Source organism: Citrobacter sp. wls613, assembly GCF_005281195.1.
Classification (GTDB): Bacteria; Pseudomonadota; Gammaproteobacteria; order Enterobacterales; family Enterobacteriaceae; genus Citrobacter; species Citrobacter gillenii.
Genome location: NZ_SZXN01000058.1, coordinates 8,980 through 34,938 on the forward strand (window position 1 = coordinate 8,980; position 25,959 = coordinate 34,938).

At 53.0% G+C, this 25,959-nt stretch carries 23 protein-coding genes and 3 tRNA genes; 12 read left to right on the top strand and 14 right to left on the bottom strand.

The window, feature by feature from the left end:
- The first annotated feature begins 12 nt into the window (after nt 1–12).
- Both FDX01_RS13150 and xni read left to right on the top strand, forming a co-directional pair.
- Complete coding sequence (locus FDX01_RS13150; protein ID WP_137399897.1) at nt 13–1,380, top strand: L-serine ammonia-lyase; 1,368 nt, start codon at nt 13–15, stop codon at nt 1,378–1,380.
- A 165-nt stretch (nt 1,381–1,545) separates the two neighbouring features.
- Nucleotides 1,546–2,301 (top strand): flap endonuclease Xni, encoded by a 756-nt coding sequence (gene xni / locus FDX01_RS13155; RefSeq protein WP_137399898.1) that lies wholly within the window; start codon nt 1,546–1,548, stop codon nt 2,299–2,301.
- A gap of 91 nt (nt 2,302–2,392) precedes the next feature.
- On the opposite strand, the gene fucO is transcribed toward xni, so the two are convergent.
- From fucO to FDX01_RS13190, 7 genes are all read right to left on the bottom strand, one after another.
- Nucleotides 2,393–3,541 (bottom strand): lactaldehyde reductase, encoded by a 1,149-nt coding sequence (gene fucO, locus FDX01_RS13160; protein WP_137399899.1) that lies wholly within the window; start codon nt 3,539–3,541, stop codon nt 2,393–2,395.
- A gap of 27 nt (nt 3,542–3,568) precedes the next feature.
- On the bottom strand, nt 3,569–4,216 hold the full coding sequence (gene fucA, locus FDX01_RS13165; RefSeq protein ID WP_096755886.1) for an L-fuculose-phosphate aldolase: 648 nt from the start codon (nt 4,214–4,216) through the stop codon (nt 3,569–3,571).
- 139 nt (nt 4,217–4,355) lie between these two features.
- Entirely contained in the window at nt 4,356–5,354 is a 999-nt protein-coding gene (locus FDX01_RS13170) for a LacI family DNA-binding transcriptional regulator (protein ID WP_115257588.1), read from the bottom strand.
- Between the two features lie 64 nt (nt 5,355–5,418).
- Nucleotides 5,419–6,999, bottom strand: a complete 1,581-nt coding sequence (locus FDX01_RS13175; protein WP_137399900.1) for an FGGY-family carbohydrate kinase — start codon at nt 6,997–6,999, stop codon at nt 5,419–5,421.
- Nucleotides 7,000–7,052: 53 nt separating this feature from the next.
- The gene (locus tag FDX01_RS13180; protein ID WP_137399901.1) at nt 7,053–8,003 is read right to left on the bottom strand and encodes an ABC transporter substrate-binding protein; all 951 of its coding nucleotides are present in this window, start codon (nt 8,001–8,003) and stop codon (nt 7,053–7,055) included.
- Between the two features lie 73 nt (nt 8,004–8,076).
- On the bottom strand, nt 8,077–9,060 hold the full coding sequence (locus FDX01_RS13185) for an ABC transporter permease (protein WP_096755882.1): 984 nt from the start codon (nt 9,058–9,060) through the stop codon (nt 8,077–8,079).
- A gap of 3 nt (nt 9,061–9,063) precedes the next feature.
- Entirely contained in the window at nt 9,064–10,563 is a 1,500-nt protein-coding gene (locus FDX01_RS13190; protein WP_115257586.1) for a sugar ABC transporter ATP-binding protein, read from the bottom strand.
- A gap of 464 nt (nt 10,564–11,027) precedes the next feature.
- Between FDX01_RS13190 and fucI the strand changes: the two genes are divergently transcribed.
- The 4 genes from fucI to fucR all read left to right on the top strand — a co-directional run bounded on the left by fucI (nt 11,028) and on the right by fucR (nt 15,535).
- A complete protein-coding gene (fucI, locus tag FDX01_RS13195; RefSeq protein ID WP_117343128.1) occupies nt 11,028–12,803 on the top strand; it encodes an L-fucose isomerase in 1,776 nt (591 codons plus the stop codon).
- A 97-nt stretch (nt 12,804–12,900) separates the two neighbouring features.
- Nucleotides 12,901–14,319 (top strand): L-fuculokinase, encoded by a 1,419-nt coding sequence (gene fucK, locus FDX01_RS13200; RefSeq protein WP_137399902.1) that lies wholly within the window; start codon nt 12,901–12,903, stop codon nt 14,317–14,319.
- 1 nt (nt 14,320) lies between these two features.
- The gene (fucU, locus tag FDX01_RS13205; protein WP_137399903.1) at nt 14,321–14,743 is read left to right on the top strand and encodes an L-fucose mutarotase; all 423 of its coding nucleotides are present in this window, start codon (nt 14,321–14,323) and stop codon (nt 14,741–14,743) included.
- 57 nt (nt 14,744–14,800) lie between these two features.
- Nucleotides 14,801–15,535 carry an L-fucose operon activator gene (fucR, locus tag FDX01_RS13210; protein ID WP_137399904.1) on the top strand — a complete coding sequence of 245 codons (735 nt, stop codon included), beginning with the start codon at nt 14,801–14,803 and terminating at the stop codon, nt 15,533–15,535.
- A 27-nt stretch (nt 15,536–15,562) separates the two neighbouring features.
- On the opposite strand, the gene rlmM is transcribed toward fucR, so the two are convergent.
- The 4 genes from rlmM to FDX01_RS13230 form a co-directional block, all read right to left on the bottom strand.
- Nucleotides 15,563–16,663, bottom strand: a complete 1,101-nt coding sequence (rlmM, locus tag FDX01_RS13215) for a 23S rRNA (cytidine(2498)-2'-O)-methyltransferase RlmM (RefSeq protein ID WP_096755876.1) — start codon at nt 16,661–16,663, stop codon at nt 15,563–15,565.
- Nucleotides 16,656–17,051 (bottom strand): DUF423 domain-containing protein, encoded by a 396-nt coding sequence (locus tag FDX01_RS13220; RefSeq protein WP_137399905.1) that lies wholly within the window; start codon nt 17,049–17,051, stop codon nt 16,656–16,658. Before FDX01_RS13220 ends, rlmM begins: the two co-directional genes overlap by 8 nt.
- A gap of 18 nt (nt 17,052–17,069) precedes the next feature.
- Complete coding sequence (gene gcvA / locus FDX01_RS13225) at nt 17,070–17,987, bottom strand: glycine cleavage system transcriptional regulator GcvA (RefSeq protein WP_096755874.1); 918 nt, start codon at nt 17,985–17,987, stop codon at nt 17,070–17,072.
- A gap of 362 nt (nt 17,988–18,349) precedes the next feature.
- A complete protein-coding gene (locus FDX01_RS13230) occupies nt 18,350–18,577 on the bottom strand; it encodes a YgdI/YgdR family lipoprotein (RefSeq protein ID WP_096755873.1) in 228 nt (75 codons plus the stop codon).
- 192 nt (nt 18,578–18,769) lie between these two features.
- Between FDX01_RS13230 and csdA the strand changes: the two genes are divergently transcribed.
- Nucleotides 18,770–19,975, top strand: coding sequence for a cysteine desulfurase CsdA (gene csdA / locus FDX01_RS13235; RefSeq protein WP_137399906.1), 1,206 nt, complete (start codon nt 18,770–18,772; stop codon nt 19,973–19,975).
- On the top strand, nt 19,975–20,418 hold the full coding sequence (gene csdE / locus FDX01_RS13240) for a cysteine desulfurase sulfur acceptor subunit CsdE (RefSeq protein ID WP_096755871.1): 444 nt from the start codon (nt 19,975–19,977) through the stop codon (nt 20,416–20,418). The genes csdA and csdE overlap by 1 nt, the downstream gene beginning before the upstream one ends.
- Nucleotides 20,419–20,486: 68 nt before the next feature.
- On the opposite strand, the gene tcdA is transcribed toward csdE, so the two are convergent.
- Both tcdA and mltA read right to left on the bottom strand, forming a co-directional pair.
- Nucleotides 20,487–21,293 carry a tRNA cyclic N6-threonylcarbamoyladenosine(37) synthase TcdA gene (tcdA, locus tag FDX01_RS13245; RefSeq protein ID WP_115257580.1) on the bottom strand — a complete coding sequence of 269 codons (807 nt, stop codon included), beginning with the start codon at nt 21,291–21,293 and terminating at the stop codon, nt 20,487–20,489.
- A gap of 130 nt (nt 21,294–21,423) precedes the next feature.
- Nucleotides 21,424–22,521: a murein transglycosylase A gene (gene mltA / locus FDX01_RS13250; protein WP_096755869.1), complete on the bottom strand. Its 1,098-nt coding sequence runs from the start codon at nt 22,519–22,521 to the stop codon at nt 21,424–21,426.
- A 204-nt stretch (nt 22,522–22,725) separates the two neighbouring features.
- Here mltA and FDX01_RS13255 point away from each other — a divergent pair.
- The 3 genes from FDX01_RS13255 to FDX01_RS13265 all read left to right on the top strand — a co-directional run bounded on the left by FDX01_RS13255 (nt 22,726) and on the right by FDX01_RS13265 (nt 23,055).
- Nucleotides 22,726–22,802 (top strand) — tRNA-Met (locus FDX01_RS13255).
- A 65-nt stretch (nt 22,803–22,867) separates the two neighbouring features.
- A tRNA-Met gene (locus FDX01_RS13260) sits at nt 22,868–22,944 on the top strand.
- Nucleotides 22,945–22,978: 34 nt separating this feature from the next.
- A tRNA-Met gene (locus FDX01_RS13265) sits at nt 22,979–23,055 on the top strand.
- Nucleotides 23,056–23,129: 74 nt separating this feature from the next.
- Here FDX01_RS13265 and amiC read toward each other — a convergent pair.
- The gene (gene amiC, locus FDX01_RS13270) at nt 23,130–24,383 is read right to left on the bottom strand and encodes an N-acetylmuramoyl-L-alanine amidase AmiC (protein WP_096755860.1); all 1,254 of its coding nucleotides are present in this window, start codon (nt 24,381–24,383) and stop codon (nt 23,130–23,132) included.
- A 235-nt stretch (nt 24,384–24,618) separates the two neighbouring features.
- Here amiC and argA point away from each other — a divergent pair, with 235 nt between their 5' ends.
- Complete coding sequence (gene argA / locus FDX01_RS13275) at nt 24,619–25,950, top strand: amino-acid N-acetyltransferase (RefSeq protein ID WP_096755859.1); 1,332 nt, start codon at nt 24,619–24,621, stop codon at nt 25,948–25,950.
- Nucleotides 25,951–25,959: the final 9 nt, after the last annotated feature.

Genomic DNA, 25,959 nt, shown 5'->3' on the forward strand with positions numbered 1-25,959 from the left:
AATGGACGCCTCATGATTAGCGTATTCGATATCTTCAAAATCGGCATTGGCCCTTCCAGCTCACACACTGTGGGTCCAATGAAAGCAGGCAAACAATTCACGGATGACCTGATTGCTCGCGGAATACTCACTGACGTAACCCGCGTCGTGGTTGATGTTTACGGCTCTCTGTCTCTGACGGGGAAAGGCCATCACACTGACATCGCGATTATTATGGGCCTGGCGGGTAATCTGCCTGACACCGTAGACATCGATGCCATCCCGTCCTTTATCCAGGATGTGAATACTCACGGACGTTTGCTGCTGGCAGACTGTCAGCATGAAGTGGAGTTCCCGGTCGATAAGTGCATGAATTTCCATGCGGACAATCTGTCCCTGCACGAAAACGGCATGCGCATTACCGCCCTGGCCGGCGAAAAAGTCCTCTACAGCCAGACTTACTATTCCATTGGCGGTGGTTTCATCGTTGATGAAGAACATTTCGGCCTGCCGAACAGCTCGCCGGTAAACGTGCCCTATCCGTACAAATCCGCCGCCGATCTGCAACGACATTGCCAGGAAACCGGCCTGTCGCTTTCTGGTCTGATGATGCAAAACGAACTGGCCCTGCACAGCAAAGAAGAGCTGGAACAGCACTTTGCTAACGTCTGGGAAGTGATGCGTAGCGGGATTGAACGCGGTATCACCACCGAAGGCGTCTTGCCGGGTAAACTGCGCGTGCCACGTCGTGCCGCAGCGCTGCGTCGCATGCTGGTCAGCAGTGACAAAACCACCACCGACCCAATGGCGGTCGTGGACTGGATTAACATGTTCGCGCTGGCGGTGAACGAAGAGAATGCGGCCGGTGGGCGTGTGGTTACCGCCCCGACCAACGGGGCGTGTGGGATCGTTCCTGCGGTACTGGCTTACTACGACAAGTTTATCCGCGAAGTGAACGCTAACTCGCTGGCACGCTACATGCTGGTCGCGAGTGCGATTGGTTCCCTGTACAAGATGAACGCCTCTATCTCGGGTGCCGAAGTGGGTTGCCAGGGTGAAGTTGGTGTGGCCTGCTCAATGGCGGCAGCGGGTCTGGCGGAACTGCTGGGCGGTAGCCCTACGCAGGTGTGCATCGCGGCAGAAATCGGTATGGAACACAACCTGGGGCTGACATGCGATCCGGTTGCGGGCCAGGTTCAGGTCCCCTGTATCGAGCGTAACGCTATTGCCTCAGTCAAAGCGGTTAACGCCGCACGTATGGCGCTGCGCCGTACCAGCGAGCCGCGCGTGTGCCTCGATAAAGTGATCGAGACCATGTACGAGACCGGTAAAGACATGAATGCCAAGTACCGCGAAACCTCTCGTGGTGGCCTGGCGATGAAAGTTGTCACCTGCGATTAAGTCCCAACCCATTGCCGGATGGCGCAAGCTTATCCGGCCTACAGTGCCGTAGTCATTTGTAGGCCGGATAAGGCGTCAGCCGCCATCCGGCAAAATTTGTTTCAGATCTTCGCCTCACCTCGCCGTGAATGTTACCCTACAGGCTGATTCGTAAGGGAGAACACCGTGGCCGTCCATCTGCTCATTGTCGATGCACTGAACCTCATCCGCCGTATTCACGCTGTTCAGGGATCGCCCTGCGTGGAGACCTGCCAGCACGCGCTCGATTTATTGCTCGTGCACAGCCAGCCTACGCACGCCGTGGCGGTGTTTGATGACGAAGCGCGTAACAGCGGCTGGCGTCACCAACGGCTGCCCGACTACAAAGCTGGTCGCCCACCGATGCCCGACGAACTCCATCAAGAAATGCCCGCCTTACGCGCGGCCTTTGAACAGCGCGGCGTCTGCTGCTGGGTTTCCAGCGGTAATGAGGCCGACGATCTAGCCGCAACGCTGGCGGTGAAAGTCACCCTGGCCGGGCATCAGGCCACCATCGTCTCAACCGATAAAGGTTACTGCCAGTTGCTCTCTCCTGCCCTGCGTATTCGCGACTATTTCCAGAAGCGCTGGCTGGATGCGCCGTTCATCGAAAAAGAGTTTGGCGTACAGCCTCAGCAACTGCCGGATTACTGGGGGCTAGCAGGAATAAGCAGTTCAAAAGTACCTGGTGTCGCCGGTATTGGCCCAAAAAGTGCGACCCAACTGCTCGTGCAGTTTCAGCATCTGGAAGGGATTTACGCCCGGCTTGATGACGTGCCGGAAAAGTGGCGCAAGAAGCTCGAGGCGCACAAAGAAATGGCATTTCTATGCCGCGATATTGCCCGGTTGCAAACGGACTTACATATCGACGGGAACCTACAGCAGTTACGTCTGGCGCGGTAGTTTTGTTGCCGGATGGCGCTGCGCTTATCCGGCCTACATTTCGTGCAATCCTGTAGGCCAGATAAGGCGTTCACACCGTCATCCAGCACAATTACCAGGCGGTGTGGTACAGCTCAACGATATCGCCGAGGCTCGCTTCACGCGGATTACCACCGGTGCATACGTCATCGAATGCTGCCTGCGCCAGCGCCGGGATATCCTCTTTACGCACGCCAACATCACGTAAGTGCAGCGGAATGCCCACATCACGGTTAAGCGCAAACACCGCATCCACGGCGGCTTTACGCGCCTCGTCCAACGTCAATGCTTCCACCTTCACGCCCATTGCCCGGGCGATATCGCGGAATTTGTCCCCGCTATAGTCGGCGTTGTACTGCATCACATGCGGGAGCAGAATGGCGTTGGCGACGCCGTGCGGCGTGTTATAAAACGCCCCCAGCGGGTGTGCCATACCATGAACCAGCCCCAGGCCAACGTTGGAAAAGCCCATTCCAGCAACATACTGGCCCAGCGCCATGGCTTCACCGGCCTTGCTGTCACCGGCAACGGATCCACGCAGCGCCCCGGCAATGATCTCAATGGCTTTGATGTGCAGCGCATCCGTCAACGCCCAGGCCGCACGGGTGATGTAACCTTCAATGGCATGGGTCAGCGCATCAACGCCGGTAGCCGCCGTTAACGCCGCGGGCATACCGTCCATCATATCGGCATCGATAAATGCCACCTGCGGAATATCATGCGGATCGACGCAGACAAACTTGCGCCGGTTTTCTTCATCGGTGATCACGTAGTTAATGGTCACTTCTGCCGCCGTCCCTGCCGTCGTCGGGATAGCCATCACCGGTACGCTTGGCTTACGCGTGGGCGATAAGCCTTCAAGGCTGCGCACATCGGCAAACTCAGGGTTATTGTAGATAATACCAATCGCTTTACAGGTATCCTGCGGGGAGCCACCGCCAATGGCAATCAGATAGTCTGCGCCACTTTGCTCAAAGACACCCAGCCCTTCCTGTACCACTGCAATGGTGGGATTGGGGATAACGCCGGAGTAAATCTCCCACGCCAGCCCCGCCGCATCCATCCGCGATGTCACCTTCTCGACCACACCGCACTGTACCAGGTTGGCATCGGTCACAATCAGCGCCTTACGATATCCCCGACGAATAACTTCATCGGTTAACGCCCCAACAGCTCCCCGGCCAAACCATGCCGTTTCATTCAGAATCATTCTGTTCGCCATCGTATTTCTCCTTTTCGCTTTGCGAAATTACTCTTCAATTCGTAATCCGTAGGATTTGAATTTCTCCAGCACGATGGCAATCTCTTCATCATCCAGCACCGGAACAGGATCGACGATCGCTAATGTGCTCAGATAAAGGCGGGCCAGAACTTCCACTTCATGCGCCAGCCACAGTGCTTTTTCCAGGTTCGCCTCGCAGGCAATCAGCCCATGATGCTGCAACAGCGTTGCTTTGCGGTCTTTCAGCGCCACGATCACGTGCTCTGACAGTTCACGTGTACCAAACGTCGCATACGGCGCACACGGAATGGAATTTCCACCGGCAGCAGCAATCATGTAATGGATAGCCGGGATAGGACGGTTGAGAATCGATACCGCGGTGCAATGGATCGCATGATTATGGACAACCGCATTAGCCTCTGGCCGCGTCTGATAGGCAGCAAGGTGAAAACGCCATTCGCTGGACGGTAATTGTCCTTTATCATAATTACCGTCGTTGTCTACATACACGATCATATTTTCCGTGAGTCTTTCGTAAGGAATTCCGCTGGGCGTGATCAGCATTCCATTTTCATAACGTGCACTCACATTACCCGCCGTTCCCTGATTCAGCCCCAGGCTGGTCATTTCAAGGCAGGTTTCAATGATTTCTCGCGACAAACGCATTCTTTCCATCATAATTCTCCGGGTACAGTTTCCCCTCGTCTTGATTGCGAAAAATACAGCCGCAGAGTAAGACGGGTCAGGTTTCAGATATGAGCAGCCACTGAATTTTTATTCAGGTTCAGTTAGCTGATTTATTATTAAAAAAGTATTATTTTTGTCTTACACGCTTAATGAGCTTCATCGGTACTTTTACCGTTTCTTTAATCGGCTGGTCTTCAATCGCACTCATCATCATGTCGAAGGCTTTTTCCGCCCAGACGTTTTCATCCTGCTGCATTGACCAGACATTATTGGCGAGGAATCCCAGCATCGGATGTTCATCGAATGTGCCGATATTAATATCAGGTGGAATAACGCCAAAACGATTGCGAATAGCGACGATGGCGCCTTCCAGCACAGGTAATGACGAGGCGATAAATGCCTGAGGACATCCCTGTTCAGCGATCAGTTTTTCCATTAGCCGGTAGCCACCATCTGGCGTGTTATCCGGACCTTCACGCACCCAATCATGATGGGAAATACCATTGTTAGTCAATGCGTTAAGATACCCCTGCAAACGGTCGCCAATACTGGGCAGCCCGGTATCGCCCACCAAAAACCAGATTGGCGATTTTCCCGCATCGAACAAACTTTGCGTCAGCTTTTCGCCCCCTAAACTATTATGACTTTCTACCAGCGCGTTATCGGTGTACTTAAAATCACGGTCAAGTAACACCATCGGTTTTCTAACCTGGCGTAAATGATGCTGCTGGTTTTCGAGCGTTGACGGGACAATAAAAAGTCCGTCAACATTACGTGCAATTAACGCTTTGGTTAATTTATTCTCGTAATCAACATCATCATAAGTACAGCTAATCGTTAACTGATATCCAGAACGACGACAGCGTTGCTCAAGTTTTTCAGCGAGCGTAGCAAAAAAGACGTTGGAAATATTGGGCACAATCAGCCCCAGCGTATCCGTTTTATTCAGTTTAAGGCTGCGCGCTGAATGGTTGATGACATAACCATAACGCTCAACATATTCATTAATGCGCGTTTGGGTTTTAACGCTGATACGATATTGCTCAGCTTTCCCATTCAACACCAGTCGCACGGTTGTCACCGATAAATTCAGATCGCTGGCTATCTGTTCTACTGTTTTAGCCATTATATGCCCCAGTTCACATCCAAAACGTCAATTCACAATCATAAAAGTATTTTAAACATTTGTCTTACAGCATCAGTTGGTTAAGCACCTGCTGCTGCCCCCACATAGTCAGATGCACCTGATATTTGCGGGCATAAAAGTCCTGACGCTTAGGGTTTGTCTTGATAACCTCACCGGGCGTCACCATCGCCTGACAAGCCGCCGGGAAATTTGCCCACGCCCCGCAGGCAACCGCACCAGTAATCGCCGCACCCAGCGTCACCGCATCTTCTTCCTGCATCAAATGGATATCGCATCCGGTCGCATCCGCATACTCACGTAGCCACAGCGGATTGTGCGTTGCTCCTCCGCACAGCGTCAGTCGTGAAATAGTGTGTCCATTTTCGCGCATCACTTCCATAATGTGCCGCGTACCACAGGCAATCGCTTGTAATGTTGCCAGATACAAGCGGGCAACCTGCCGCTCTCCACGTTCAAGGGTCAAGCCACATACGCTGCCGCGAGCATCCGGCCGCGCACGCGGTGAGCGGTTGCCATGATGATCGGCCAACACATGTAAGTTGCGCCCTGGTTCCGCTTCATTTTCCTCCAGTGCAGCCACCCATTCATTGACCAATACTATCGGATGGCAACCCCGCGCTTCGGCCTTACGATACAGGTCCGCACTGGCTCCTGACTCCTGAAGCGTCCAGTCGACTAACGCCCCGGCGGCACTTTGCCCGCCTTCGGTCAGCCAGTAGCCGGGTAGCATCGCGGACCAGTACGGTCCCCATACGCCCGGTGTATGAATTTCCTCTTCGCTGCACAGCATATGGCAGTTTGACGTGCCGCTGATCAACGCCAGCGTTCCCACAGGCTGAGCACCGGCCAGCGCTACACCGCCTGCATGCGCATCAATCATCCCGCTGGCAACCACAACATTCGTGGTCAGTCCCAACGCCTGCGCCGCTTCAGGGCTGAGCGTACCAACGGCGGCCCCCGGCGGTAAAATACGCGACGGGATTTTGCTGAGTAAATCTGTTAATTCAACGGCATCGAGCAACGAATGACTAAAACGTTGTTCGTGCGCCAGATAGTTCCATTTACAGGTCAGGGTGCACAGACCCGCTACATCGCTGTCGGTCGCTTTCCAGACCAGGAAGTCCGCCAGATCGTAGAATCGATGCGCACGCTGCCACGTCGCAGGAAAATGATTCTTCAGCCACAGCACTTTAGGCAATTCCATTTCGACGCTGACTTCGCCGCCAACATAGCGCAGGGCGGGATCCTGCGTGGCGTTAATGCGTTTGGTCTCGTCTGCCGCGCGATGATCCATCCACATGATGATGTTATGGTCTGGCGATTCACCGGGTGAAACCGCCAACCCTTGTCCTTGTTCATCGAGAGCAACCAGAGAGCAGGTGGCATCGAATCCCAGTGAACGAATTTCCTCGACGGGAACCCCCGCTGACGACACCGCATCTTTCACCGCATGACACACCTGCTGCCAGATTTCAGCGGATGATTGTTCTACCCGCTGCGGACCGGGTCGAAACTGCGAGATAGGTAATGTCGCAAAGGCCAGTCGCGTACCATTGGCATCAAAGACACCGGCCCTGACGCTGGCGGAACCGACATCCACCCCGAGGAAATATCCACTGCTCATAGTAACTCCCTGACACTGGCTAAAAATGGGGCGAACGTGTCGCCCCAACGGTCTTATTTTTTACCGAATGGATGTAATAATTTGTCGATTTCCGGTGTATCAATGTTCTTCGCATTCACGAATTTAACCGGGATATCAATCTCTTTTGGAACAGCCTGACCCGACACGGCGGCATTCAGCGTTTTGATCCCCTGATAGCCAATCTGGTAAGCATCCTGCACCACAAAGCCCTGGATAACGCCGGATTTCAGGAAGGCAATAATCGCTTCGGTGCTGTCAAAGCCAATCACCTTCACTTTGCCCTTCAGGTTTTGACTATCAATGGCGTTCGCTACACCCAGCGTTGAACCTTCGTTAGTGCCATAGATCCCGGCAATATCCGGGTTGGCCTGAATCATATCGATAGTTTTATCCATCGCTTTTTGCGGATCCCCATCGCTGTACTGAACAGGCAGTACCTTGATATCCGGATATTTTTCCTTCATGCGGGCAATAAACCCTTCCGAACGCTCGATTGCAGAAGAGGTACCGGCCACGTGCGCAATAATACCGACCTTCCCTTTGCTGCCCACTTCAGCGGCGAGCGCATCGGCGGCTTCTGCGCCGGCTTTACGGTTATTGGTTGCCACAAAGCTGACCGGAATGTCGGAATTCACGCCAGAGTCAAAGGTCACAACCTTAATCCCCCGTGAATTGGCGGTTTCCACCAGCGGTGCGAGGGCATTGGCATCTAACGCCGCCAGCAGCAGTCCGTTAGGCTTTTGCGCCATTGCGTTTTCAACCAACTGAATCTGCTCAGCAATTTGTGTTTCATCCGCCGGCCCTACATAGCTGGTTTTATCACCCAACTCTTTCGCTGCCGCTTCGGTCCCCATTTTTACGGTTTGCCAGAATTCATGCTGGAAACCTTTACTGACCACAGGGAGGTTCATATCTTTAGCCAACGCGCTGGAAGTCATGAAGGCCAGCAGGGATAACGCATAGACAAAATGCCTGGTTTTCATTGTTGTACTCCGTTCTGAGTGAGTCACCCTAAACGTCAGGGTTATGATGCCCCGCAACTTCCGGGAGCGTAAATCAACGAATTTTTTTGCGTAATGTGTCGAGATAAACCGCCGCGATAACCACCACACCCATTGCCACCATCTGCCAGAACTGGGAGACGCCCATCAGGTTGAGGCCATTTTTCAACACGCTCATAATGAATGCGCCGATAATCGTGCCGCCGATGGTGCCAATCCCGCCCATCAGGCTCGTACCACCAATCACCACCGCGGCAATCGCTTCCAGCTCATAACCCACACCAACCGTTGGCTGACCTGAGTTCAGACGCGAAGCAAGAATGACCCCGGCAATCCCGGTCAGCAGACCGCAGAAGGCGTAGACGAAGATTTTGACGCGCTGGACTTTAATTCCGGACAGGTGTGCTGCAACTTCATTGCTGCCCACAGCATAAACATAGCGACCAATCACCGTTTTCTTCAGGATGTACGCAGCGATCAGCGCCACCACCACCAGGTAAAAGACCGGATAAGGCAGCACGTCGAACAGGCGGCCCTGTGCCAGCATTTTGAAGCCAGGGTAATCAGCAAAGTAAATCGCGCGACCGTCGGTCATCACCATGTTGATGCCCCTGACGGACATCATCAGGCCCAGCGTGGCAATAAAGGGCGGGATGGTCATTTTGGTGACCAACAGCCCGTTGATATAACCGCACAGCCCACCGGCTAACACGCCTGCCAGAATGCAAATCGGCAGAGGCAACCCCAGCGTGGCGCAGATACCGACCGCAACGCCTGAAAACGCCACCACGGAACCAAGAGAAAGGTCGATCCCGGAGGTGATAATAACGAAGGTAACGCCAATCGCCATGATGCCAATGACCGAGGTTTGCAGGGCAATGGTCATAATATTTTCAGTATTAAAGAAAAATGGCGATCCAAAACTGAAAAATATCACCAGAATAATCAAACTGAAAAGCGGCGCGAGGCGCATTAAAAGTTCTTTGTTAATTTTAATTTTTTTATTATTGCTGTCTGAAGAGGTTACAGAGATAGTCATAAATTAATCCTCTAACGTCGCGTATTGCATGATTTTTTCTTGTGTGGCGTCATCAGAAGCTAACTCACCGGTAATACGACCACTACGCATCACTAAAATGCGATCGCACATACCCAGCACTTCCGGTAATTCAGAAGAAATCATGATGATTGATTTCCCTTTTGCCACCAGTCGATTCATCAATTCATAAATTTCAAGTTTGGCCCCCACGTCAATGCCACGCGTAGGCTCATCAAAGATGAGAATATCGGTGTCTTTACACACCCATCTGGCAATAATGATTTTCTGCTGATTACCACCACTTAAATTTAATGCGGCCTGCTCAAGGTGTGGCGTTTTAATTCGCAGGGCTTTCACCTGCTCCTGGCTGGTTTGCTGACAGCGCTTGCTATCAACATTGCCGTAGCGATCGGAATACTCCGGGTAATTCCCCAGCATAATATTGCGCTCAACCGACAGCCCTAATGCCAGTCCTTCTTTTTTTCTGTCCTCTGTTAAATAGCTGATCCCCTGTTTGATTGCGTCAGGGATATCTTTAACCACGGTGACCTTACCGTTTAGCGTAATGGTACCGCTATCGATGGGATCTGCGCCGAAAATGGCACGCGCCAGTTCGGTACGCCCTGCGCCCATCAGACCAGCAAAACCTAAAATCTCCCCCTGATGCAGGGTGAAATCGATGTTGTTCAGTACCCCTTTGCGCGTCAGGCCGCTCACTTCCAGCACCGGTTTGTGCTGAGACAAAGGTTCACGACGCGGATAGATATTCCCGAGGTCACGCCCAACCATCATGGCAATTAAGTCGCTGATTTTTACAGCATCATAATCGACGGTGGCAATAAACTGACCGTCTCGCATCACGGTCGCGCGGTCGGCAATTAACGCCAGCTCTTCCAGACGGTGCGAGATATAGACAATGCCGGTACCCTGCTCTTTCAGCAAACGGGTAACCTGAAATAAACTGTCGATCTCCGTTTCCGTCAGCGCCGCCGTCGGTTCATCCATAATCAGAATTTTGGCATTCACCGATATAGCTTTGGCAATCTCAACCATTTGTTGTTGAGCGACGGTAAGATCGGCAACCAGCGTATCTGGCGCAATATTCAGGTTCAATTTTTGCAAAATATCGATAGCTGCCTGGCGCTGTTGTTTCTCGTCAAGACGCCAGCGGTTATTTTTGCAAAATTCCCTGCCAATAAAGATATTGTCTTCAACCGTTAACTCTGGGAATAAATTAAATTCCTGGTGAATAATCGTGATCCCGGCTTTTTGTGCACTTAACGGATTCGCGAATGAAACAGCTTGATCTTCAAAAATAATATTGCCTTCATCCGGTTGATAAACGCCGGATAAAATTTTCATCAAGGTGGATTTCCCCGCGCCATTTTCGCCAAGCAGCGCATGAACTTCCCCTTTGCGTAACGCAAAATCCACATTACTCAACGCTAATACGCCGGGAAAACGTTTCGTAATATGACTCATCTGTAAAAATGTTTCGGACATTGCTGCTTTCCTCAATATACAGAAACTACAGTCGGTAAATCAGGCGAAAACAGCGTTGCCATGGAGCCATCGTCACCGTTAATGCGAATACTTCTTAAAAGCGTAGATACGTTTTTTGATTATTGCTAACTCGAGTTAGCGATTGCCTTTTAAAGCTATTTTAGCTGCAAAAAATAACCAAATCATTTGGTTTAAAACTGTGACACTGGACAGGAATTTTCTCGTATATCATTAATTAAAAACAAGATTAACTAAAATCCGCACATTAATTTATTTGACGCAGATCGAATTTTAACCACTTCTCGTGAGGCCTCTCACAGTTCCACAACAAAAAAGTTGTGTAAAAAACTCGCTGATACCTAAGCTAATTCGAGTTAGCAAAAATGAAAAATTCAGCCAACTGCGACAGTGGTGTCCTCCATCCGCTTTTGCAGCACGGCATAAAGTGAGATGAGGAACCTCGAATGAAAAAAATGAGTTTACCGAAAATCGGTATTCGTCCGGTGATTGATGGGCGTCGTATGGGTGTACGTGAGTCGCTCGAAGAACAGACCATGAATATGGCGAAAGCCACTGCCGCGCTTATCACCGAGAAACTTCGTCACGCCTGCGGCGCGCAGATTGAGTGCGTGATTGCAGACACCTGCATTGCCGGGATGGCTGAATCCGCCGCCTGCGAAGAAAAATTCAGTAGCCAAAATGTCGGCGTGACGATCACCGTGACACCATGCTGGTGCTACGGCAGCGAAACCATCGACATGGACCCAATGCGTCCAAAAGCCATCTGGGGCTTCAACGGCACGGAACGTCCTGGCGCTGTTTATCTGGCTGCAGCGCTGGCAGCGCATAACCAAAAAGGTCTGCCTGCTTTCTCGATTTACGGTCATGACGTGCAGGATGCGGGTGACACCACCATCCCCGCCGATGTTGAAGAAAAACTGCTGCGCTTTAGCCGTGCAGGCCTGGCCGTTGCCAGTATGAAAGGCAAAAGCTATCTGTCCGTGGGCGGCGTTTCAATGGGGATCGCAGGATCCATTGTCGATCATAACTTCTTTGAATCCTGGCTGGGCATGAAGGTTCAGCCGGTTGATATGACCGAGCTGCGTCGTCGTATTGACCAAAAAATCTATGACGAAACCGAGCTGGAGATTGCGCTGGCGTGGGCGGACAAAAACTTCCGCTATGGCGAAGATCAGAATGCCCAACAGTACAAACGCAACGAAGAGCAAAGCCGCGCGGTCCTGAAAGAAAGCCTGCTGATGGCAATGTGCATCCGTGACATGATGCAAGGTAACAAGATTCTGGCAGAAAAAGGCCTGGTCGAAGAGTCGCTGGGCTTCAACGCCATTGCCGCGGGCTTCCAGGGTCAGCGTCACTGGACCGATCAATACCCGAACGGCGACACCGCCGAAGCCCTGCTGAACAGCTCATTTGACTGGAACGGTGTACGCGAACCGTATGTGGTTGCCACCGAAAACGACAGTCTGAACGGTGTAGCAATGCTGTTTGGCCGCCAGCTTACCGGTACCGCGCAAGTCTTTGCCGATGTACGCACCTACTGGTCACCGGAAGCCGTGCAACGCGTCACCGGCCAGCCGCTGACTGGCCTTGCTGAGCACGGTATTATCCACCTGATCAACTCCGGATCTGCGGCGTTGGACGGCTCCTGCAAACAGCGTGACAGCGATGGCAAACCGACCATGAAACCGCACTGGGAAATCTCCCAGCAAGAGGTGGATGATTGCCTGGCGGCAACCGAATGGTGCCCGGCTATTCATGAATACTTCCGCGGCGGCGGCTACTCCTCTCGCTTCCTGACTGAAGGCGGTGTGCCGTTCACCATGACCCGCATCAATATCATCAAAGGTCTGGGACCGGTGCTGCAGATAGCCGAAGGCTGGAGCGTGGAATTGCCGAAAGACATGCACGACCAGCTCGATGCCCGCACCAACTCCACCTGGCCAACGACCTGGTTTGCTCCGCGCTTAACCGGTAAAGGTCCATTCAGCGACGTTTACTCGGTGATGGCGAACTGGGGTGCGAACCACGGTGTGCTGACTATTGGTCACGTTGGTGCAGACTTTATTACCCTTGCCGCCATGCTGCGTATTCCAGTGTGTATGCACAACGTGGAAGAAGAGAAAATCTATCGCCCTTCAGCCTGGGCTGCACACGGTATGGACAGTGAAGGCCAGGATTATCGCGCCTGCCAGAACTATGGCCCGCTGTATAAACGTTAATGCGACTCTGCCCGGTGGCGCAAGCTTACCGGGCCTACAACTGTAAAATTTGTAGGCCGGATAAGCGCAGCGCCATCCGGCAACATTTGGAGTGGCTATGAAACAAGACGTTATACTGGTCCTCGACTGTGGCGCAACCAACGTGCGGGCCATTGCCGTTGACTGTCAGGGAAAAATCGTTGCCCGCGCCTCCACACCGAACGCCAGTGATATCGCCTCAGAAAACAGCACCTGGCATCAGTGGTCCCTGGATGCCATTCTGCAACGCTTTGCCGACTGCTGCCACCGCCTGTCATCTGAACTGTCTACCCGCCAAATCCGCGGGATTACCGTCACCACGTTTGGCGTAGACGGCGCGCTGGTTGATGAAAATGGCGAACTGCTTTATCCGGTAATCAGTTGGAAATGCCCACGCACCGCCGCCGTGATGGCCAATATCAGCTGCCTGATGACACCACAGCAGTTGCAGGACATCTCCGGCGTCGGCGCCTTCAGCTTTAACACCCTGTATAAACTGGTGTGGCTCAAAGAAAACCACCCGCAATTACTGGAACGGGCGCACGCCTGGCTATTTATCTCCTCGCTTCTTAACCATCGCTTAACCGGTGAGTACACGACGGATATCACCATGGCAGGCACCAGCCAGCTGCTGGATATCCATCAGCGAGAGTTCAGCCCCGACATTTTGCAGGCAGCCGGCATTCCACGCCGACTGTTTCCCCGCCTCGTTGAAGCAGGCGAGCATATTGGGACGTTGCAAAGCGCCACGGCAACATTGCTCGGGCTACCAACGGGCATTCCGGTCATTTCCGCCGGGCATGATACACAGTTCGCTCTCTTTGGCGCGGGCGCACAGCCGGACGAACCGGTGCTCTCCTCCGGCACATGGGAAATTTTGATGGTGCGCAGCGCGCAGGTGAATACCCCACTGCTGAGCCAGTATTCCGGCTCCACCTGCGAGCTGGACAGCCACGCCGGGCTGTACAATCCCGGTATGCAATGGTTGGCTTCCGGCGTTCTCGAATGGGTACGTAAGCTGCTGTGGACTGCCGATACGCCGTGGCAAACGCTTATCGATGAAGCCAACGCCATTCCGGCTGGGGCTGATGGGGTAAAAATGCAGTGCGATCTGCTCACCGGCGCGAACGCGGGTTGGCAAGGCGTCACGCTCAACAGCACGCGGGGACATTTATACCGTGCGGCACTGGAGGGACTCACCCACCGGCTGCAGCAAAATCTACAGACACTGGAGACCATCGGTCACTTCCAGGCGACAGAGCTGCTGCTGGTTGGTGGGGGAAGTCGTAACGCGCTGTGGAATCAGATTAAAGCCAACGTTCTGGGTATCCCGATCAAAGTGCTGGATGACGCCGAAACCACCGTCGCCGGGGCGGCGATGTTTGCCTGGTCAGGCATTGGGGTATTTACCTCACCGGAGCAGGCTCGCGCCCAGGTGCACTACCAGTACCGATATTTCTATCCGCAAACTGAACCCGAACTCACAGGAGTCGAGTGACATGCTAAAAACGATTTCCCCTTTAATTTCCCCCGACCTGCTGAAAGTGCTGGCTGAAATGGGTCACGGCGATGAAATTATCTTTTCCGATGCTCATTTTCCCGCGCACAGCATGGGGCCACAGGTGATCCGCGCCGACGGCCTGCAGGTCGACGCCCTGCTACAGGCGATTATTCCGTTGTTTGAACTGGACAGTTACGCTCCGCCGCTGGTGATGATGGCGCCCGTTGAAGGGGATTCACTCGACCCAAGTGTCGAAGCACGGTATCACGATGCGCTCTCCTTGCCAGCGGGCGGTCCGGGTATCACACGCATTGATCGCTATGCATTCTACGAGCGGGCGCAAAACGCGTTTGCTGTCGTTATCACCGGCGAGCGGGCAAAGTACGGTAATATTCTTTTGAAAAAAGGCGTAACACCGTAATCTCTGATCGGAGTGCCCGTCAGAGGCGGGCATTCATCCAACGATGAGGATCGGACCATGAAAGCGGCGCGCCAGCAGGCGATAGTAGACTTGCTCATTCACCATCAAAACCTGACCACTGAAGTTTTGGCTTTGCAGCTGAACGTCAGTAAAGAGACTATCCGCCGCGATCTCAGCGAACTACAAACCCAGGGAAAAGTCCTGCGCAGCCACGGATGCGCCAGGGTCATTCAGCGGGAAAATCAAAACAGCGGCGACCCGTTTCACATTCGACGTAACAGCCATCATGCGCATAAAGCCGATGCCGCACGGGAAGCGCTGACATGGATAGAAGAAGGCATGGTGATAGCCCTGGACGCCAGTTCGACCTGCTGGTATCTGGCCCGACAGTTGCCGGATATCAACATCCAGGTATTTACCAACAGTCAGCCCATTTGCCAGGAACTGGCCAAACGTAAACATATTCAGCTCATCTGCTCAGGCGGTAGGCTGGAGCGTAAGGACGGTTGCTACGTAAATCCGTCGCTCATTTCTCAGTTGAAATCCCTCGACATCGACCTGTTTATTTTTTCCTGTGCCGGGATCGATAGCAGCGGCACGCTTTGGGATTCCAACAGCCGCAACGCGGAGTTCAAATCTATTCTGCTCAAGCGTGCATCACAGTCATTGCTGCTTTTCGATAAAAGTAAGTTAGATCGTTCTGGCGAGGCCCGGATCGGGCATCTGGAGGAGGTCACGCATATTATTTCGGGTGAACAGCAGGCAGACGGTGCGGTAATCCAGGCCGGATAAACGTATGCGTCATCCGGCCCGGGCGTCTTATCGCTCGTCGCGACGACCACCAACGGCCGCCCACAGACGGCGCACGTGCACGGTCACTTCCTCGCGGTCATGGTACAGCTGACGCGCCTGAATTTGTGCATTGATGTTGTGTTCATCCAATTGCTCCTGAATATACGCCAGGTTTTGCGACACTTCTTCGTAGCGTTTTTTCATCGGCAGTTTGAGATTGAAAATCGTCTCACGACACCAGCCATTGACCAGCCACTGCGCCATCAGCGCGGCAACTTTCGCCGGTTTTTCCACCATATCGCAAACCATCCACGAAATGTTGCTACGATTCGGACGGTACTTAAATCCGTCTTCACGCAGCCAGGTAACCTGTCCGGTATCCATCAGGCTTTGCGCCATCGGACCATTGTCCACGGAGTAAACCCACATGTTGCGTTTGACCAGCTGATAGGTCCAGCCGCCAGGACATGCGCCTAAATCCACCGCATACATGCCGTTTGCCAGACGCTCATCCCACTCATCGGCCGGAATAAAGACATGCAGCGCTTCTTCCAGCTTCAGCGTTGAGCGACTCGGCGCATCGGCAGGGAACTTCAGACGTGGGATCCCCATGTAAAACGGCGAGTTGTTGTCTGGCCAAGAATAACCGGTGTAACAACAGCCCGGCGCAATAAAGAACACGTGGACAACCGGGCGCTTTGGTGTCTCATACTTTGCCAGCACGCCCGCTTCGCGCAGCGCCGCACGTAGCGGTACGGTAAATTTGCGGCAAAACTTCACCAGTTCTTTGCTTTCGTTAGTGTCGGCCACTTCGACACGCAGATCGCCGCCCTTCTCCACTACGCCCTGCAACATGCCAACAATCGGCGTAATGCGGTCTTCCGGCGGTAAATATTGCAGCAACTCGCCGACAACAAACATCTGGCGAGCAAAAATCAGCGAGCTAAACGGCAACTCTTTTACGAGCTTTTCAGCATCCCCCTGCTGATAGCACTCAAAAGTCACGTACCCCGCATTGTCTTTCACGCGGGCAAAGCCGAACACTTCCCGGCGTGTTGCTTTATCCGTAATTTCTGCGGCGCACTCTTTCTCAAAACCCGGGCGACACAACAATACAACCTTATTCATGGCTAACGCCCTTACGTTTCAATCGAATAGCACCCACTAACATCAGCGCCCAACCTACCAGGAAGCTGAAACCACCGACCGGGGTAACAAACGCCCACAGGCGTAAATGAGAGAGCGCGAGGCAATACAGGCTACCGCTAAACAGCACGGTGCCTAATGCCATGAACACGCTACTCCAGTAAAACCAAATGCTGATACGTCGCTGCATGGCGACGGCCAGACAAAAAATAGCCAGCGTATGAAACGCCTGATACTCAAGACCGGTCTGGATCCAACCCATTTCAACAACGCCAAGCGTTTTGCTTAGCACGTGAGCCCCAAACGCGCCCAGAGCAACAAAGATAAAGCCACTTATGGCGGCAAAAATCAGCATAAAACGGCTGGTCATGTTAATACCCTACGTAAATTATTGTTCGTAACGAAAGCGGAATTTTTCTTGTTCAGTGGCCGCTTTCGCCAGAATCCACTGACGGAAGGCGGCTATTTTACCCAGTTCTGCCTGACTGTCATGACAAACCAGATAAAACGCGTTTTTGCTGACCAACACATCATTAAACGGGCAAACCAGACGGCCCGCTTCAATTTCTGATTGCGACATCACGTTATTGGCCAGCGCAACACCCTGTCCATGGATGGCAGCCTGTAGCACCATGGCGCTATGGCTGAAGATAGGTCCCTGCTGAACGTTAATATGATTCAACCCAAGCTGGCGCGTATAGGCCTGCCAGTCGCGGCGAGAAGCATCATGCAATAACGTGTGCTTTGCCAGATCCTCTGGCGTCTTCAGCGGTTTATCGCCGGTGAGCAATAAAGGAGAGCAGACCGGCAACAGATATTCTGCGTACAATTTTTCTACGCGCAGGCCAGGCCAGTTGCCGCGACCATAAAAAATCGCCACGTCAACATCGTCAGCCAGTTTATCTTCCTGACGGTCAACCGCCTGGATCCTGACGTCGATTCCCGGATAAGCTGAGTTAAAGCTAGAGAGTCTGGGCACCAGCCATTGAATGGCAAAACTAGGCAATAAACTGACGGTAAGCGCACCTTTTGCACTGCGTGCCTGAAGTTTACGCGTCGCATCGGTTAATTGCGAAAAAATCTCTTTGATGTCGAGAAAGTAGCTTTGGCCTTCTTCCGTCAACAGAAGAGATCGATTGCGTCGACGGAACAGCTTCAGCCCTAGGAAATCCTCGAGTGACTTGATTTGGTGACTTACTGCGGCCTGCGTCACAAAAAGCTCTTCTGCTGCGCGAGTAAAGCTCAAATGACGCGCCGCGGCATCAAAAACACGTAACGCATTTAAGGGTGGTAATCGTTTTGACATGACTTTTAGGCTTTGATGTTAAATGAATTTAACAGTTATCTAACAGGCTGTAACCTATTAGTTTTTTTAATCTGAGCCATTATAAATTGTCCGTTGAGGTTCTACCAGCAAATACCTATAGTGGCGGCACTTCCTGAAGCCGGAACGAAAAGTTTTATCGGAATGCGTGTTCTGGTGGGCTTTTGGCTTACGGTTGTGATGTTGTGTTGTTGTGTTTGCAATTGGTCTGCGATTCAGACCATGGTAGCAAAGCTACCCTTTTTCACTTCCTGTACATTTACCCTGTCTGTCCATAGTGATTAATGTAGCACCGCCAATTTGCGGTGCTTTTTTTTGTCTGCGTTTTATCGATGGCCGAGCGGCTAGTTCTCCAGTTCTACCATCTCTTTCACGTCAGTACGGTTAATCTGCTGTTTGTTGCCGTTAGCGTCCTTGTACGAAATCATTCCCGTTTCATCATCGGTCTTTGGCTTACCATCAGACACGATTGTCCGACCATCGTTGGTGTGCATAACATAGTTCGAACCAGAACAGGCGCTCAGGGCAAAAGTCAGCATACAGGCAGAGATAATGGCGGCAGTCTTTTTCATATTCTTCTCCTTAAAGCGATTTATGCTAGATAAAACGAATTTCATAACAGGCAAAAATCTTCGCCCAACATTATCTAGCATAAGACACTGGTCTGATTTCACCAGGATATCCAGAGGATTCCGATGCTTAGGGTTACCCTTGTGCCAGCGCCCTTTTTGCGCCACGATCGGGGTATTGAACTGAGGAATCCCATGAACGCTTTTAACCCCGCGCAGTTTCGCGCACAGTTTCCCGCACTCAATGATGCTGGCGTCTATCTCGACAGTGCCGCCACGGCGCTCAAGCCGCAGACGGTTATTGAAGCTACGCATCAGTTTTATAGCCTGAGCGCCGGGAACGTCCATCGCAGCCAGTTTGCCGAAGCCCAGCGCCTGACCGCTCGCTATGAGGCAGCACGGGAAAAAGTCGCCCGACTGATCAACGCGCCGGATGACAAAACCATCGTCTGGACCCGCGGCACGACAGAGGCCATCAACATGGTGGCGCAAAGCTACGCGCGCCCACGCTTGCAGCCGGGTGATGAGATCATCGTTAGCGTGGCAGAACATCACGCCAACCTCGTTCCCTGGCTGATGGTCGCCCAGCAAACCGGGGCCAGGGTCGTCAGACTGCCGCTCAACGCGCAGTTACTTCCTGATGTTGAGCGTTTGCCCGAGCTCATCACCCCGCGCAGTCGCATACTGGCGCTGGGACAGATGTCTAACGTCACCGGCGGCTGCCCGGATTTAGCGCGCGCGATTACACTTGCCCACGCGGCAGGAATGGTGGTGATGGTAGACGGCGCCCAGGGTGTGGTGCATTTTCCCGCCGACGTTCAGCAGTTAGATATTGATTTCTATGCCTTCTCGGGCCACAAGCTGTACGGCCCAACCGGCATTGGCGCACTGTACGGTAAGCCTGAGCTACTGGACGCCATGTCACCCTGGCTCGGCGGTGGTAAGATGATTAGCGAGGTCAGCTTTGAGGGGTTCACCACTCAGGCAGCACCGTGGAAGCTGGAAGCGGGTACGCCTAACGTGGCCGGAGTCATCGGCCTGAGCGCGGCGCTGGAATGGCTGGCGGATATCGACATTGTTCAGGCCGAGAGCTGGAGCCGTGGCCTGGCGACGCTGGCGGAAGATGCGTTGGCAAAACGGCCTGGATTCCGCGCCTTCCGCTGTCAGGATTCCAGCTTGTTAGCCTTTGACTTCGCCGGGGTGCACCACAGCGATATGGTCACGCTGCTGGCCGAATATGGCATTGCGTTGCGTGCAGGACAGCACTGCGCACAGCCGCTGTTAGCAGAACTTGGCGTATCAGGCACCCTGCGCGCCTCATTTGCACCTTATAATAGCCAAAGTGATGTGGATGCGTTGGTCACAGCCGTTGACCGCGCGCTGGAAATATTGGTGGATTAATGACAACTCCTCTGCTCGCCGGACACCCGTTTGGCACAACCGTAACCGAAGAGACATTACGCAATACCTTTCTCCCACTCAACCAATGGGAAGATAAATACCGTCAGTTGATCCTGCTCGGTAAGCAGCTTCCGGCTCTGCCGGATGCGCTGAAGGCACAGGCCAAAGAAATTGCCGGATGCGAAAACCGCGTCTGGCTGGGCTATACCCTGCAGGATAATGGCACCCTGCATTTTTTTGGCGACAGCGAAGGACGTATCGTGCGCGGTCTGCTGGCGGTTTTACTCACCGCCGTCGAGGGCAAAACCGCCGCCGAGTTACAGACGCATTCGCCAATGGCGTTCTTTGATGAATTGGGTTTACGCGCGCAGCTTAGCGCCTCGCGCAGCCAAGGGTTGAATGCGCTCATTGGGGCAGTTCAGGATGCCGGATGGCAACGCTGATGCGTCTTATCCGGCCGACAATGCCACACAAACCGTAGGTCGGATAAGCGTAGCGCCATCCGACACAATCAGGGTTGACGTGCGGCTTTCGCCATCATCTTCTTCAGTGCGTGAGACACGGCAACAAAGCCAAAGGTTGCGGTCACCATGGTGGCCGCGCCAAATCCGGATGCACAATCCATACGTTTCGGCCCTTCAGCCGTCGCCTTCATAGCACACACGGAGCCGTCAGCCTGCGGGTACACCAGCGCTTCGGTCGAGAACACGCAGTCCACACCCAGCTTGCCTTTACTGTTCTTCACCACGCCAAAATCGCTTTTTAGCCGCTCACGTAACTTCGCCGCCAGCGGATCCTGAATGGTTTTTGCCAGATCAACGACCTGAATTTGCGTGGGGTCGATCTGCCCCCCCGCGCCACCGGTGGTGACCAGCGGAATTTTATTGCGTCGACAGTAAGCAATCAGCGCCGCTTTCGGGCGCACGCTGTCGATAGCGTCAATGACATACGAAAAGCCCGCGTTCATATACTCAGCAACATTATCTGGCGTGACAAAATCGTCAACAACATTAACCCGACACTCAGGGTTAATCTGGCGTATCCGCTCGGCCATCACCTCGGATTTCGCCTGCCCGACGGTATCTCGCAGGGCATGGATCTGACGGTTAGTATTGGTGACGCACACATCATCCATATCGATGAGCGTAATCGAGCCAATACCAGTACGCGCCAGTGCTTCCGCCGCCCACGAGCCCACGCCACCAATCCCGACCACGCAAACATGCGCCCCGGCAAACAATTGCAGGGCATTTTCACCATACAGACGCGCGGTGCCACCAAAACGCTGACGCCAGGCGTCGCTTATTACCACTGACATAGAACCTCAGATATAGAAAACAAAAAGAGCGGACAATGCCGCCCTGAGTGTCGTTTCATAGCCGGATGGCGCTTCGCTTATCCGGCCTACGCGCTAATTTGTAGGCCTGATAAGGCTAGCCGCCAGGCAACTAGCCGCTAAATACGTTACCCGCGCTGCCGGATGACTTCAGCACCCAGACGCGACCATAGTGATTATACCAACCTGCGCGATGTCCGGCATCGGCACCGATACCCTGGTAGATATCAAAGTGCTGGCCTTTGATAGCGCCACCGACATCCAGTGCCACCATCAAGCGCAGTTCATACTGACCGGTAAATTTGCCGTTATTATCCAGCAGCGGGACTTCTGCCAGTAACGTCGTACCGGCTGGAATAATGCTGCGATCGGAAGCAACCGATGCGCGGCCAATCAGCGGCACTGCGCTGGCACCTTTAACCGGAGCATAAGATTGTGGTTTAAAGAAAACGAACGACGGGTTTTGCTCCAGCAGCTCACGTACTTCGGCTTCGCTGTGCGTTTCGCCCCAGTGGCGGATCGCCTGCATCGACATATCTTCTTTCTTCACTTCGCCACGGTCGATCAGTACTTTACCAATACTGCGGTAGGCATGACCGTTTTTCCCGGCATAGCTAAAGAAGTTAAGCGGGCTGCCATCGCCAAAGTCGATATAGCCGCTGCCCTGCACATCCATAATGAAGTTATCCATCAGGGAGTTGCTGTAGGCCAGAATATAGTTGTCACTCAGCGCCCCGGCGTAGATTTCAGCACGCGTTGGTAAGCGTCCGCGTTTTGGCGGCATGCGGTAGATAGGGTACTGAAATTCCCCCTGACGCGTATGGCGCGCCTGGATGACCGGCGTGTAGTAGCCGGTGAACTGGACGTTACCATAGTTATCCGCCCCTTCCATTTGCCAGGCATCAATACCGAACTGGCGCATACTGCGCGTATCACCGCCCGCGCGTAACCATTCCTGGATTGCGTTGTAGACGTTGCTCTGATTGCCATATAAACGCGGTGAGGAACTGCGGATCTGATTTACCTGCTCGGCAAAATCACCGGCATTGATCGGTGCGCCAACCGCATCGGGCTGATTCACCAGTGAGAAAGGCTGGGTCAATTTCCCGTCTTTATACTGCTGCCCACGATCGGTGGGTTTAGAGGAACACGCGGCGAGCATCACGACTACCGCCCCCGCCAGAAGATATTTTGCCCAACGTCCTTTCATTGTTCTCGTCTTAAGTTGCCTGAATGCGAGATGAAGATAACAAACCCCTGAACCTAATGAAATGCGAATACATACCTCAAGGCAAATTTTGAACAAAAAATAGACCGAAATGCGTTGTTTTTGTTCATTTTCATCCTAAAACAGTGATCCACGTAAAAAAAGGTTGCATGAAATCGTTAGCAGAGTATAGTGCGCATCCACGGACGCGGGGTGGAGCAGCCTGGTAGCTCGTCGGGCTCATAACCCGAAGGTCGTCAGTTCAAATCTGGCCCCCGCAACCAATTAAAATTTGATGTAAGATTTTTGCGAAGTAGTTCGAATCACAAATACAAAGCAAAAAGACGGACGCGGGGTGGAGCAGCCTGGTAGCTCGTCGGGCTCATAACCCGAAGGTCGTCGGTTCAAATCCGGCCCCCGCAACCAATCAAATTTGATAAAATAGAAAGCAGTACGGTGACGCGGGGTGGAGCAGCCTGGTAGCTCGTCGGGCTCATAACCCGAAGGTCGTCGGTTCAAATCCGGCCCCCGCAACCAATACATTAAGCACCCTGACGGGTGTTTTTTTGTTTCTACGGCCCGTAAAAAAAGCGCTTTTCAGCGCTTTTTTGTTATCCCCTTCTTGCCAGCGTCGCCCCATCGGCAAAATACGCTTTGATCCCTGCCAGAATCGACTCCGCCACTTCCTGCTGGAACGTCGCTGTTTTGAGCTTACGCTCTTCTTCAACGTTACTGATAAATGCCGTTTCCACGAGGATAGACGGAATATCAGGGGCCTTCAGTACCGCAAACCCGGCCTGTTCAACCTGGTTCTTATGCAGATTATTCACCTTACCGAGTTTATTCAGTACCGCTTTACCAAACTTCAGGCTGTCGGCGATAGTCAGTGACTGCACCATATCAAACATAGTGTGGTCGACGTAGCGGTCACCACTCTTGCTGACGCCACCAATAAGATCCGAGGCGTTCTGGGTTTGCGCCAAAAATTTTGCGGCCGTACTGGTCGCGCCTTTGGTGGAGAGTGCGAACACCGACGAACCGCTGGGTTGTCGGCTGGTAAACGCATCGGCGTGAATAGAGACAAACAGATCGGCACGCTGTTTCTGAGCTTTAGCCACGCGCACCTTCAGCGGAATGAAGATATCTTCATTTCGCGTCATAAAGACCTTCATGTTGCCTTCTTTCTCAATCAGCGCGCGCAGACGGCGGGCAATTTGTAGCACCACGTCTTTTTCGCGCGTCTTGTATTTCCCCACGGCACCGGAGTCTTCTCCGCCGTGACCGGGATCGAGCATAATGACAATCGGACGATCGCGCCCCGCTTTACCCGGCTGTGGACCACTTTGCGCAGGCGGCACCTGCTTATCCAGATCGCCCTTGTTGTAATCTTCAAGCAACGCCAGCAGAGGATCCTGTACATCCTGGGCATTGGCCGGATAGAGATCCATCACCAGTCGTTCTTTAAAGCCCGCTACCGGTGCCAGCGCAAAAAGCTGTGGCTTCACATTTTGCTTCAGCTCAAACACCATACGCACGGTCTGCGGGTCAAACTGCCCGACTCTTGCCGACTTGATGTACGGATCGTCCGGGCGGATCTGCGTCCCAATACCCTTAAGCACCGAGTTCAAATTGACGCCTTCAATATCTACCACCACACGCTCAGGATTACTCAGGGCAAACTGTTTGTATTTCAGCAGACGATTGGATTCTACCGTGACGCGGGTATAGCTGGACGCTGGCCATACGCGCACCGCAACGACCTGACTCACGGCAGCCAAACCGACCTGACTGACGCTCAAAAGCCACATAGCACCCGCACCTTTCAGTAAACGGCGGCGACTGATTGCTGAATTGGATCCCGACATGCTTCTCCCGAGCAAAAGAAATCTTTAGTAGAGGTAATACGTAAAACGTCCGAATTGACCGGAAACTTTAACGAATGACGCATAATCTGTCATCTACAAAAGGGTAAACATTCTTTTTATATTCACGGCATTACTGGGAAAAATCTTTAGCAGGAATAAAAATTACGCTTGCGCACAACGCGAAAACAGAATAAAAATACACAAATTACGAATAATCATGCAATAGAGGTGTGCCGTGGTGAAGGAGCGTAGAACCGAGCTGGTACAGGGATTCCGCCATTCTGTTCCCTATATCAATACCCATCGGGGAAAAACGTTTGTCATTATGCTGGGCGGCGAAGCCATCGAGCATGAAAATTTTTCCAGTATCGTCAATGATATTGGACTCCTTCATAGCCTCGGCATTCGCCTGGTTGTGGTGTATGGCGCACGGCCACAGATTGATGCCAATCTTGCTGCGCATCATCATGAGCCGGTGTATCACAAGAATACGCGCGTGACCGACGCCAAAACGCTGGAGCTGGTCAAACAGGCAGCTGGTCTGCTCCAGCTTGATATTACTGCACGCCTGTCGATGAGCCTGAACAATACGCCCTTGCAGGGTGCGCACATCAACGTGGTCAGCGGGAATTTTATTATCTCCCAGCCGTTGGGCGTGGATGACGGCGTCGATTACTGCCACAGCGGGCGCATTCGTCGTATTGATGAAGAGGCGATTCACCGCCAACTGGACAGCGGCGCCATTGTTCTGATGGGACCTGTCGCTGTTTCTGTGACCGGCGAGAGCTTTAACTTGACGTCTGAAGAGGTCGCCACTCAGTTAGCCATCAAACTGAAGGCAGAAAAGATGATCGGCTTTTGCTCCTCGCAAGGGGTCATTAACGATGATGGCGATATTGTGTCCGAACTGTTCCCCAACGAGGCCCAGGCACGCGTTGAAGCCCAGGAAGCAATCGGTGACTACAGCTCCGGTACCGTGCGCTTCCTGCGGGGTGCAGTCAAAGCCTGTCGTAGTGGGGTACGCCGCTGCCACCTGATTAGCTATCAGGAAGACGGCACGCTGTTGCAAGAACTGTTCTCACGTGACGGGATTGGGACGCAAATCGTGATGGAGAGTGCCGAGCAGATCCGTCGCGCAACCATCAATGATATCGGCGGGATCCTGGAGCTGATCCGCCCGCTAGAGCAGCAAGGTATTCTGGTTCGCCGCTCGCGCGAACAACTGGAAATGGAGATCGACAAGTTCACCATTATTCAGCGCGATAACCTGACCATCGCCTGTGCCGCGCTGTACCCTTTCCCGGAAGAACGAATTGGCGAAATGGCCTGCGTAGCGGTGCATCCGGACTATCGTAGTTCATCGCGTGGCGAGGTTTTGCTGGAGCGGATCGCCGTGCAAGCCCGACAAATGGGGCTCAGCAAGCTGTTCGTGTTGACCACGCGCAGCATTCACTGGTTTCAGGAGCGCGGCTTTACCCCGGTGGATATCGACCTGCTACCGGAAAGTAAGAAAGAGATGTACAACTATCAGCGGCGGTCAAAAGTGCTGATGGCAGATTTGGGATAGAGGTCGTTG

Excerpts from the sequence above, each read along its gene's own strand:
- csdA (WP_137399906.1), top strand. The coding sequence starts at position 18,770 with ATGAACGCTTTTAACCCCGCGCAGTTTCGCGCACAGTTTCCCGCACTC.
- fucU (WP_137399903.1), top strand. The coding sequence starts at position 14,321 with ATGCTAAAAACGATTTCCCCTTTAATTTCCCCCGACCTGCTGAAAGTG.
- rlmM (WP_096755876.1), bottom strand. The coding sequence starts at position 16,663 with ATGAATAAGGTTGTATTGTTGTGTCGCCCGGGTTTTGAGAAAGAGTGC.
- fucR (WP_137399904.1), top strand. The coding sequence starts at position 14,801 with ATGAAAGCGGCGCGCCAGCAGGCGATAGTAGACTTGCTCATTCACCAT.
- FDX01_RS13150 (WP_137399897.1), top strand. The coding sequence starts at position 13 with ATGATTAGCGTATTCGATATCTTCAAAATCGGCATTGGCCCTTCCAGC.
- FDX01_RS13185 (WP_096755882.1), bottom strand. The coding sequence starts at position 9,060 with ATGACTATCTCTGTAACCTCTTCAGACAGCAATAATAAAAAAATTAAA.
- amiC (WP_096755860.1), bottom strand. The coding sequence starts at position 24,383 with ATGTCGGGATCCAATTCAGCAATCAGTCGCCGCCGTTTACTGAAAGGT.
- tcdA (WP_115257580.1), bottom strand. The coding sequence starts at position 21,293 with ATGTCAGTGGTAATAAGCGACGCCTGGCGTCAGCGTTTTGGTGGCACC.
- fucA (WP_096755886.1), bottom strand. The coding sequence starts at position 4,216 with ATGGAAAGAATGCGTTTGTCGCGAGAAATCATTGAAACCTGCCTTGAA.
- mltA (WP_096755869.1), bottom strand. The coding sequence starts at position 22,521 with ATGAAAGGACGTTGGGCAAAATATCTTCTGGCGGGGGCGGTAGTCGTG.
- FDX01_RS13220 (WP_137399905.1), bottom strand. The coding sequence starts at position 17,051 with ATGACCAGCCGTTTTATGCTGATTTTTGCCGCCATAAGTGGCTTTATC.
- fucO (WP_137399899.1), bottom strand. The coding sequence starts at position 3,541 with ATGGCGAACAGAATGATTCTGAATGAAACGGCATGGTTTGGCCGGGGA.
- FDX01_RS13175 (WP_137399900.1), bottom strand. The coding sequence starts at position 6,999 with ATGAGCAGTGGATATTTCCTCGGGGTGGATGTCGGTTCCGCCAGCGTC.
- gcvA (WP_096755874.1), bottom strand. The coding sequence starts at position 17,987 with ATGTCAAAACGATTACCACCCTTAAATGCGTTACGTGTTTTTGATGCC.
- FDX01_RS13230 (WP_096755873.1), bottom strand. The coding sequence starts at position 18,577 with ATGAAAAAGACTGCCGCCATTATCTCTGCCTGTATGCTGACTTTTGCC.
- fucI (WP_117343128.1), top strand. The coding sequence starts at position 11,028 with ATGAAAAAAATGAGTTTACCGAAAATCGGTATTCGTCCGGTGATTGAT.
- FDX01_RS13170 (WP_115257588.1), bottom strand. The coding sequence starts at position 5,354 with ATGGCTAAAACAGTAGAACAGATAGCCAGCGATCTGAATTTATCGGTG.
- fucK (WP_137399902.1), top strand. The coding sequence starts at position 12,901 with ATGAAACAAGACGTTATACTGGTCCTCGACTGTGGCGCAACCAACGTG.
- FDX01_RS13180 (WP_137399901.1), bottom strand. The coding sequence starts at position 8,003 with ATGAAAACCAGGCATTTTGTCTATGCGTTATCCCTGCTGGCCTTCATG.
- csdE (WP_096755871.1), top strand. The coding sequence starts at position 19,975 with ATGACAACTCCTCTGCTCGCCGGACACCCGTTTGGCACAACCGTAACC.
- FDX01_RS13190 (WP_115257586.1), bottom strand. The coding sequence starts at position 10,563 with ATGTCCGAAACATTTTTACAGATGAGTCATATTACGAAACGTTTTCCC.